We start from the raw sequence: 8,471 nt of genomic DNA on the forward strand, positions 1-8,471 counted from the left end.
AACTGAAATCCAGGAAGAAAGTTCGACTCAGTCATGTCATTTTCCTCCTCATCTGCTTCTGTACAGCGATAGCCCTGGCGTGGTGGCAGTGGTCCCGCTTCCAGTCCGGCTCCGGCACCTTCCAGAATCTGGGATATGCGTTGCAGTGGCCAGTGATCGGCGGCTTCTTCATCTTCGCCTACCGCAAGTACCTGGAGTATGAAAATGAATCCATCGAATTGGAGAATCTCGAAGCCCAGATGGCAGCAAACCAGAACCCGACAGCACAGACTGCGCCCACAGCCCAGGATGAGCAGCTGGATTTCATGGTTTCCCAGCGCCCCAGCCTGATCGACAACTCCGACAAGGTCACGGAAATCGATGACGCTTTCCTACCAGAGCGCAAGACCCTGGATGTTGATGAGTTCAATCGCCTCAACGACCCAACACAACGCCGACGCCGGCGGGGATAGCCCACCCCGGAACTTTTCCGTGCACCCGCACGACCACTCCCCCAGAGCACCACTGCACCCCCTCTCACCTTCTTCCAAAGGATTTCAAGGACTTTCACGACGTGACTACGCCAACACCCACCCCGACGATCACCATCCATCCTGAGCGTAAGAAGCGCGTGCGCACCGCGCTGACCGCTTTCTCCATCGCCGCGTGGATCACCGGTGTGTTCCTACTCGCCCTGGTGGTGGAGATGGTCATGAAGTACATCCTGAAAATGGATCTTCCCAGCTGGGCCACCTTCATTCCGATCGCACACGGCTGGGTCTATATCGCCTTCCTGCTGTGCACCCTGAATCTGGGGCTGAAGGCCCGGTGGAATCCCAAGCGCTGGTTCACCACCGCCATCGCCGGTGTGGTGCCGCTGTTGTCCTTCATCGTGGAGAACAACCGTCGCAAGGAAGTCATCGAGACCTTCCAGCTTGATCAGCCGGATAGGGCGTAGGTTTCCTCCCTCCAAGCCACAAGAAGGTGCGGTTCACAAATATCTGTGAACGGCACCTTCTCTTTTAGCACCAGAGGGGTGTCTACTTCGCTGCCAGTTCCTTTAACGCTGGAACCAGTGCACGTAGTGCCCTGCCACGGTGGGACAGTGCGTCCTTCTCCTGCGCGCTGAGCTGCGCGGATGAGCGGTCCTGCCCCTCGATGAAACTTTCCTCCATGGGGGTGAACAGCGGATCATAGCCAAAGCCGTTGGTGCCAACGGGTTCGTGGAGCAGGGTGCCGGACCAGCGCCCCTCCTCCACATATTCGTGGCCCTCCGGGGTGACGATCGCGCAGACAGACACAAAAGCGGCTCCGCGTCGATCCTCGGGTACATCAGCAAGCTGGGCCAGCAGCAGATCATTGTTGGCCTGGTCATCGCCGTGTTTTCCGCACCAGCGGGCAGAGAGCACACCCGGCATGCCGTTGAGCGCGTCCACCTCCAGTCCGGAGTCATCGGCGATGGTGATCAGACCGGTGTTGGCAGCACCGGCGCGGGCCTTGATCAGTGCGTTATCAGCAAAGGTGGCGCCGTCCTCCACCGGTTCGGTATAAGCCGGGGCCTCAGCCAATGCCACTAGTTCCACGCCATCCAGACCTGCCTGGTCCAGGATGCGTTGGAGCTCATTGAGCTTTTTGGCGTTGTTGGACGCAAGAAGAAGCTTCATCAGTTTTCCCCTTAGGAACTAGATGCCCAGGGCTGCCTTCTGAGCTTGAACCAGCTCACGGCAACCCTTCTCTGCGATATCAAGCATTTCGTTGAGCTGAGTGCGGGTGAAGGTGGTTTCCTCACCGGTTCCCTGGATCTCTACGAACTCACCGGATTCGGTCATGACAACGTTCATGTCAACATCGGCGCGGACGTCTTCCTCATAGGGAAGGTCGAGGCAGGGGTTGCCGTCGACAAGCCCGACGGAGACAGCGGCAACGGGTGCCAGCAGTGGGTTGCCTGGGACAACGCCCTGCTCCTGGAGGACCTTGATGGCGTCTGCCAGTGCCACGTAGGCACCGGTGATGGCGGCGGTGCGGGTGCCACCGTCAGCCTGCAGGACATCGCAGTCAATGGCGATGGTGTTCTCGCCCAGCTGTCCGAGGTCGACCGCAGCACGCAGGGAACGGCCGATGAGACGGGAGATCTCGTGGGTGCGGCCCTTGACCTTGCCTGCCATGGATTCGCGGCGGTTGCGCTCAGCGGTGGCGGCAGGCAGCATCGCGTATTCGGCGGTCAACCAGCCTTCCCCGGAATCACGCTTGAAACGGGGAACGCCCAGCTCCACGGAAGCGGTGCACATGACGCGGGTGTTGCCGAATTCTACGAGGACGGAACCTGCGGGGTTGGTGGTGAATCCACGGGTGATCTTGACGGCGCGCATCTGGTCCTGGGCGCGGCCGTCCGCACGGATAAAGCTGGTAGTTGAAGTCATGGATAACAGGGTACCCGTGCGCTCAACACGGCGTGCCTATCGACGCCAGCCAGACGCCCTAGATATCGATCTGCATCCCCGGCACACCCAGTTCAATGGGGCCATCATAGTAGCGGGCTGCGGCAGCCAGGGTGGCGTCCTTGTCCGCCCACGGTGGGATGTGGGTGACGATCAGTTTCTTCACACCTGCGGCTGCCGCAATCATGCCGGCATCCTGCCCACAGATGTGCATGCCTGGGATCTTGCCCTCGCAGGTTTCACCCCAGGTGGCCTCGCAGAGAAAGACATCCACGCCACGGGCAGTTTCAATGAGTGCATCGGTATAGGCACTGTCCCCAGAATACGCCAGGGTGGCACCACTACCGTGTTCCTCAACGCGGAGGGCATAGGCCTGGATGGGGTGGATCACGCGGTACGGGGTCACCGTGAACTTATCAATTAGTTCCGGCTGCTCAGACACCCAGGGGCTGAAGGCGAAGGTGTCTTCCATGTCATCGACGCCCTCAGGGTCATCGGAGCTGAGCCTACCCAGACGGTTGGGGGTGTCAGTGGGCCCGAAACACAGGTTGCGTCCGGGTGCTGCAGCTGTGGGGTGGAACCGGCGCCACACCATCAGGGAAGCGAAATCTGCGCAGTGATCGGTGTGCAGATGGGAGAAAACCACGTGTGTATCTGTGGGATCCTGGATCTCCTGGAGATGCGCGAGAACACCCGGGCCCATGTCCATGAGCAGCGATGGCGCACCGGGTGAGCTAACAAGGTAACCGGAAGCCGGGTTGCCGGGAGCCGGCACACTTCCGGAGCTTCCAAGTATGGTCAATCTCATATGGCTACTCTGCCACGACTTTTGATAACGTGCGCCGTTTTCCACCTTTTGTAGTCAAAAACTTACACCATATTATGTCGGATCTGCGTCACAACGGGCCCCAGGAAACGCTGACTCAACTGGGAGAACAGTTCTGGATCTCCAGTGGATTCAAAACTGTAGGTAGGGCTGGGATGCATCAAGGGATCTGCCAGCAGGTCTTTTTCGCTCAGAATGCGCAGTACGTCCTTGGCTGTTTCTTCCGCACTGGACACCAAGGTTACGTGATCGCCCATGGCCAGCTGGATGACACCGGACAACAGTGGGTAGTGGGTGCACCCCAGCACCAGGGTGTCCACCCCACGTGCCTGGAGTGGTTCCAGATAGCCTTCAGCGATGTTGAGGATCTGCCTGCCTGAGGTGATTCCCCGCTCCACGAAGTCAACAAACCGTGGGCAGGCCGCGGCATGAACCTCGATCATGGGGCTTGCAGAGAACAGGTCCTGGTAAGCGCCCGAGTTGATGGTGCCCACGGTGCCGATCACACCGACCTTCCCATTTCTGGTGGCTGAGACCGCCCTGCGTACAGCAGGCAGGATGACCTCCGCCACGGGCACGTTGTAGCGTTCCCGGGCATCACGGAGGAAGGCTGCTGAGGCGGTGTTACAGGCGATGACGATCATCTTGCATCCGCGTTCCACCAGTTCATCTGCGATCCGCAGGGCATGTTCACGGACACGGGCGATCGGCAGAGGCCCATAGGGACCATTGGCGGTGTCACCGATGTAGATGATGGATTCATGTGGCAGCTGATCAATGATGGTGCGCGCCACTGTCAGGCCACCAACACCGGAGTCAAAGATGCCAATGGGGGCATCTGCTCCCGGAATGGGCCGTTCAATCATGGAAGCGCTGTAGTCCGTCACAGCACCAATATTAGCCTGCCCCCCATGTTGAACACCGTCCACTGGCTACCGAAGGCAGGTATGCCACAATGTGTCCACAAAGTTTCTGCTGTGAACATCCCATCTGTTGTCAGGGACAACACCGGCACCACTGCCCAACATCAGACACCAGAGAAGAGGTCACCGTGGCGGATCACCATTCCAGGCGCGACACCGATGAGTTCCCAGCTGTGCCACTGCACCCGGAAGAACCCACCACCGCCTCCACAGACGGTGCTGCGGCACTGACCGTGGGAACCCGTGGCAACAACCGTCGGGCCACGGGATTCACCCTTGGCATTCTGCTGGTGCTGCTGCTCATCATCATTGGTGCAGCTGCTTATATGGTCACTGGTTTCAACCAGAGCGCTGATACCCCAAATTCTGCACTACCCGCTCCCACCACAGCAGAACCCCTAACGGAAGAAACCAAGGAGAACACCCCAACTCCCCCGGCTAACCCTGATCCGGTGGCCCGCCCAGAACACCCCGAACTGCCCTCCGGCTTCATCCCCATCAATGAGGCCGCTCAGTCCAGTACCCCGGCAGGTGACCTCAACAATGTCTACACCGGCACGGAATCCACATCCCATGAGTTCGCACTGGTGGTCCGGGATGAGTTCGTCCGCAACTATCTCAACACCGGCGAACTCAATGGCAGAATCCAGGCCACCAGCCCGGTCACCGGACTCACCTATGAGATGAGCTGCTCAGACAACACATCCTTCATCACCTGCTCCGGTGGCAACAACGCCGTGATCTACATCGCCTGAGGCTCTACACCCGGGGCATACGCGGTGGGTCCAGGGCATTGACGATCTTCTCCATCGCCGTACCTAAGACCTTCAACTCATCATCAGTGAGGTGCTCAAACACCAGACGGCGCACATTGGACACATGTCCCGGCGCCGCCTCCTCCACCTTGTCCCACCCTTCCTCGGTGAGAACAGCCACGGTGGCACGCCCATCAGTGGGATCAGGAACACGCTTGACCCAACCAGCCTTCTCCAGACGAGTCACCACACGCGACAGGTGCGACAGGGTCATATCCGACAATTCCGCCAGCTCACTCATGCGGAGCCTACGGTCCGGTGCCATGGAAATCTGAGCCAGGGCGAAATAATCGAAATTGCTCAGACCGGAGTCCGCCTTGAGTTGTGCATCCATGCGCGCAGGAAGCCACACCCGCATGGACCAGATGTTCAGCCACACATCCTGTTGCTCCTGCGTCAGCCAGGGATCATTGGAATCAAACTGCTCGCTTGTCATGTCAATCAATCATAGTGACAATTTCTACTTATCGCGCAGGATTCACCAGCCAGTAACACACCAATGGTCAGAACCCCTGTTTACGCCGCTGTTTCTCTAATCTCTTCTGCTGCTTCTTCGCCTTCAACGCCTTCGGATCATCCGAGGCGATGAAGGCACCCGCAGCCACACCGCCCAGACCGCCAAACAAGTGTGCCTGCCAGGACACACCCGGCTGAATAGGCAACAGTCCCCAGAACAACCCTGAATAGACAAACACCAGAGCAAGACCAATGAGGAATTGCTTGAAATCACGATTGAACAGACCACGGACAATCAGATACCCCAACCACCCGTAGATAAGGCCAGAAGCACCAATGTGGTTGGTACCCACACCACCAAACAACCAGGTACCGATACCGCCCAGAATCACCACGATCAACGTGACTTCCCAGAACACTCGCTTTCCACTCAGCCCGATGATGAAGCAGAAGATCGCGCCGGGCACGGTGTTGCTGATCAGGTGTTGGAAATTGGCATGCAGGAATGGGGAGGTGAAGATATGCCAGAGTGAACTGATGTCCAGTGGGTGGATACCCCAGTAGCTCAGCCGGTTGCCGGTGAAGATATTGAGGAAGTGCACCGCCCAGATGAGCACGACAAAACCCACGGCAAACAGCAGGCCCGTCTTGGTGTAGGACCTATCTTTGAGCTGCTGCCCCATCTGTGGGGTACGTCGCTGCCAGGGTTTGACAGGGCCACCGGTGTGCGGTGTGAAACCGGGGTTCGAAGAACCTGATCCGGTGTTGTTGTAGGGGGATTGGCCGAAGTTGTTATAGCTCATTGGGGATGATCAGTTCTCGGTAGGTGGTCAGCCCGAGGCCCGGGCTGGCGGAGGTTATGGCGTCGATAATAGCTTTCTGCACACAATCGGCAGCAGCGGCACAGAGCCTGGCCAACAGAACTGGGTCAACACCGGAACCATCACCGGTGGACATGGCGAAAAGGGTATCCCCGTCCATTGGGGTGTGTGAGGGGCGCACCGCCCGTGCCAGACCATCATGGCCGGTGAGTGCCAGTCGTTTCGCCTGTGCCTTGGCCACCGGGGCATTCGTGGCGATCACTCCGATCGTGGTGTTGAGGTCCACTCCCCCGACTGGAAGGGCAGCAAGCTTAGCGACGTCCACCGCCTCCCCGCCCGGCGCGCCATAGAGCTGACCGGTGGCGGGGTCAACGGTTTCGCCCACGGGGTTGGCCACGATCCCTGCGGCCACCACGTAGCCGTCCACAGTGCTGGAAGCCTGTCCGAAACCACCGCGTAGGCGTCCTGCTGTGGCGCCGGTGCCTGCACCGATACTGCCGGAGACGTTGTTCTCCCGGCCTGCCAGGGCGTTGTTCACTGCTTCCTGGCCGTGTTCCCGGGTGGGACGGTTGGTGGGGTCGCCTACCAGGAGGTCAAAGATGACTGCAGCCGGCACGATGGGAACAATCGGGCCTTCTTTGTCAGGTCCCAGCACGGGGAAGCCGATGCCGCGTTCCTCTAGGGCGTACATCACCCCGTCAGCAGCAGCCAGTCCATAGGCGGAGCCACCGCACAGGGTCACCGCGTGGATCTGCTGCACGGTGTTGTGAGGTTCCAGCAGGTCGGTTTCCCTGGTGCCCGGCCCCCCGCCGCGAACATCCACACCGGCAAAGGCACCGTCTGGTGCCAGCACCACGCTCACTCCGGTATCTCCCAGGGTGACGTGGCCCAGGTGGATGCCGGGGACATCGCAAAGTATGCCCATATCAGGCCTTCATCATCGCTTCCAGGAGGGATTCCTGGTTGTAGGCCAACCACTGGATCAGGTTCTCGCGGTCCTCCTCAGCAGCCTCACCACCCCGGATATCGTCAGCGGCCAGGTAGATGCGAATGTCATTGAGTCCTGACAACCAGGCCTGTGCCTCCTCCTCGGAAGCACTGACCGCCACATCACCATCAGGCCCGAGGGCGGAGTTGATCACCTGAAGGTTCTGGATCTTGGCCTTGGTGATGTCATGCTCATGGAAGGAACGCAGCAACGAGTTATCGCCCTCATATTCCTCATCGCCTTCCATCTCAAAGTCAGGCAACAGACGGGCCATGCCCGGATCCTCCGGCGCTTCCTGATGTCCGCCGGGGATACCGGTCATCTCAGCCAGGGGATCCTTCTTCACCGACTGTGCCCGGTTGATCAGCGCCTCGGACACCACCGCGGAGAGGTTGCCCAGCACCTCCCGTTCCATGGGTTCAAAGACACAGCTGTATTTAACGGCCCGCATGAGGCCCTTTTTCTTCTTCCATGCCTGCATATCTGCTCCTAGCCGCCCTGCTGCATTGTTGCCCACAGGCCCGCGATGTGAAGTTTTTTCACATCACCTTCCACCTTGTCCTTCTCCCCGGAGCTGACCACAGCTTTGCCCTCGGTATGGACCTGCATCATCAGCTCCGTGGCACGCTTACGGCTGTACCCCAGGGTGGTCTGGAATACATAGGTCACATAACTCATCAGATTGACCGGGTCATCCCAGACGATGCACATCCAGGGAAGATTCTCACTGGATACCGTATTGACATCCATCTCCACATCTGGGGTGGCAATGGGTGCTGAGGGTGAGGACAACACCGGCGACAATCCAATATCCGAGCCTGCGGACTCTGCAGACACCGCGGACCATCTGGTTGTGTCCGCGGTTCTGTGACGATGGAAATGCGATAGGCCATTCATGCAAATCAGCCTAGTCAACTCTCCCGACCCACTGCAGGGTACGCACCCTATCTGAGCACTGAGTGCTTTTACTTCAAGCCTTCTACCTGCATGTTTAGATGACATGTCACGGTTATTTCATTCTCGCAACGATGTGATCACTCTGATATCGTGAGACGAATAATTCAGGACTAGTCATTTATTAGGGTGGCACCGGCGAAAGGATGTGGCGATGCGCAAGCTCAATACCGATATCAATGCTGTGATCCGGCAGTTCGGCACCGCCAACGGCAACTTTGTGGATTCCCTCAGCCGCGCGCTTCCCATTATGTCGGTGCTTCTCACGCTC

Annotated in this window: 12 protein-coding genes; 3 read left to right on the forward strand and 9 right to left on the reverse strand. The window is 58.8% G+C overall.

Translation table 11 applies throughout. From position 1 onward, the window contains the following. The first annotated feature begins 2 nt into the window (after positions 1–2). Positions 3–452 carry a hypothetical protein gene (locus Q0M74_RS11600; RefSeq protein ID WP_293954599.1) on the forward strand — a complete coding sequence of 150 codons (450 nt, stop codon included), beginning with the start codon at positions 3–5 and terminating at the stop codon, positions 450–452. A gap of 101 nt (positions 453–553) precedes the next feature. Further along, positions 554–937: a DUF3817 domain-containing protein gene (locus Q0M74_RS11605; RefSeq protein ID WP_293954629.1), complete on the forward strand. Its 384-nt coding sequence runs from the start codon at positions 554–556 to the stop codon at positions 935–937. Positions 938–1,019: 82 nt separating this feature from the next. On the opposite strand, the gene Q0M74_RS11610 is transcribed toward Q0M74_RS11605, so the two are convergent. From Q0M74_RS11610 to murI, 4 genes are all read right to left on the reverse strand, one after another. After that, positions 1,020–1,643 (reverse strand): non-canonical purine NTP pyrophosphatase, encoded by a 624-nt coding sequence (locus Q0M74_RS11610; protein WP_293954631.1) that lies wholly within the window; start codon positions 1,641–1,643, stop codon positions 1,020–1,022. An 18-nt stretch (positions 1,644–1,661) separates the two neighbouring features. Then, on the reverse strand, positions 1,662–2,399 hold the full coding sequence (gene rph / locus Q0M74_RS11615) for a ribonuclease PH (RefSeq protein WP_293954633.1): 738 nt from the start codon (positions 2,397–2,399) through the stop codon (positions 1,662–1,664). A 58-nt stretch (positions 2,400–2,457) separates the two neighbouring features. Then, a complete protein-coding gene (locus Q0M74_RS11620; RefSeq protein WP_293954635.1) occupies positions 2,458–3,225 on the reverse strand; it encodes an MBL fold metallo-hydrolase in 768 nt (255 codons plus the stop codon). A gap of 62 nt (positions 3,226–3,287) precedes the next feature. Further along, the gene (gene murI, locus Q0M74_RS11625; protein ID WP_293954648.1) at positions 3,288–4,109 is read right to left on the reverse strand and encodes a glutamate racemase; all 822 of its coding nucleotides are present in this window, start codon (positions 4,107–4,109) and stop codon (positions 3,288–3,290) included. A gap of 185 nt (positions 4,110–4,294) precedes the next feature. Between murI and Q0M74_RS11630 the strand changes: the two genes are divergently transcribed. Then, positions 4,295–4,921 (forward strand): hypothetical protein, encoded by a 627-nt coding sequence (locus Q0M74_RS11630; RefSeq protein ID WP_293954637.1) that lies wholly within the window; start codon positions 4,295–4,297, stop codon positions 4,919–4,921. Positions 4,922–4,925: 4 nt separating this feature from the next. Here the strand turns inward: Q0M74_RS11630 and Q0M74_RS11635 are convergent, their stop codons facing one another. The 5 genes from Q0M74_RS11635 to clpS form a co-directional block, all read right to left on the reverse strand. Beyond that, a complete protein-coding gene (locus tag Q0M74_RS11635; protein ID WP_293954639.1) occupies positions 4,926–5,417 on the reverse strand; it encodes a MarR family winged helix-turn-helix transcriptional regulator in 492 nt (163 codons plus the stop codon). A gap of 67 nt (positions 5,418–5,484) precedes the next feature. Next, positions 5,485–6,240 carry a rhomboid family intramembrane serine protease gene (locus Q0M74_RS11640; protein ID WP_293954642.1) on the reverse strand — a complete coding sequence of 252 codons (756 nt, stop codon included), beginning with the start codon at positions 6,238–6,240 and terminating at the stop codon, positions 5,485–5,487. Further along, positions 6,230–7,183 carry a P1 family peptidase gene (locus Q0M74_RS11645; RefSeq protein WP_293954644.1) on the reverse strand — a complete coding sequence of 318 codons (954 nt, stop codon included), beginning with the start codon at positions 7,181–7,183 and terminating at the stop codon, positions 6,230–6,232. The genes Q0M74_RS11640 and Q0M74_RS11645 overlap by 11 nt, the downstream gene beginning before the upstream one ends. A gap of 1 nt (position 7,184) precedes the next feature. Beyond that, positions 7,185–7,727: a DUF2017 domain-containing protein gene (locus Q0M74_RS11650; protein ID WP_293954646.1), complete on the reverse strand. Its 543-nt coding sequence runs from the start codon at positions 7,725–7,727 to the stop codon at positions 7,185–7,187. Between the two features lie 8 nt (positions 7,728–7,735). Beyond that, positions 7,736–7,996, reverse strand: a complete 261-nt coding sequence (gene clpS, locus Q0M74_RS11655; protein ID WP_293954650.1) for an ATP-dependent Clp protease adapter ClpS — start codon at positions 7,994–7,996, stop codon at positions 7,736–7,738. Positions 7,997–8,471: the final 475 nt, after the last annotated feature.

Source organism: uncultured Corynebacterium sp. (assembly GCF_945649885.1).
Lineage (GTDB): Bacteria > Actinomycetota > Actinomycetes > Mycobacteriales > Mycobacteriaceae > Corynebacterium.

Bases quoted from the DNA above. Each gene is read 5' to 3' on its own strand.
- Q0M74_RS11610 (WP_293954631.1), bottom strand. From the start codon at position 1,643: ATGAAGCTTCTTCTTGCGTCCAACAACGCCAAAAAGCTCAATGAGCTC.
- rph (WP_293954633.1), bottom strand. From the start codon at position 2,399: ATGACTTCAACTACCAGCTTTATCCGTGCGGACGGCCGCGCCCAGGAC.
- Q0M74_RS11620 (WP_293954635.1), bottom strand. From the start codon at position 3,225: ATGAGATTGACCATACTTGGAAGCTCCGGAAGTGTGCCGGCTCCCGGC.
- murI (WP_293954648.1), bottom strand. From the start codon at position 4,109: ATGATTGAACGGCCCATTCCGGGAGCAGATGCCCCCATTGGCATCTTT.
- Q0M74_RS11635 (WP_293954639.1), bottom strand. From the start codon at position 5,417: ATGACAAGCGAGCAGTTTGATTCCAATGATCCCTGGCTGACGCAGGAG.
- Q0M74_RS11640 (WP_293954642.1), bottom strand. From the start codon at position 6,240: ATGAGCTATAACAACTTCGGCCAATCCCCCTACAACAACACCGGATCA.
- Q0M74_RS11645 (WP_293954644.1), bottom strand. From the start codon at position 7,183: ATGGGCATACTTTGCGATGTCCCCGGCATCCACCTGGGCCACGTCACC.
- Q0M74_RS11650 (WP_293954646.1), bottom strand. From the start codon at position 7,727: ATGCAGGCATGGAAGAAGAAAAAGGGCCTCATGCGGGCCGTTAAATAC.
- clpS (WP_293954650.1), bottom strand. From the start codon at position 7,996: ATGGATGTCAATACGGTATCCAGTGAGAATCTTCCCTGGATGTGCATC.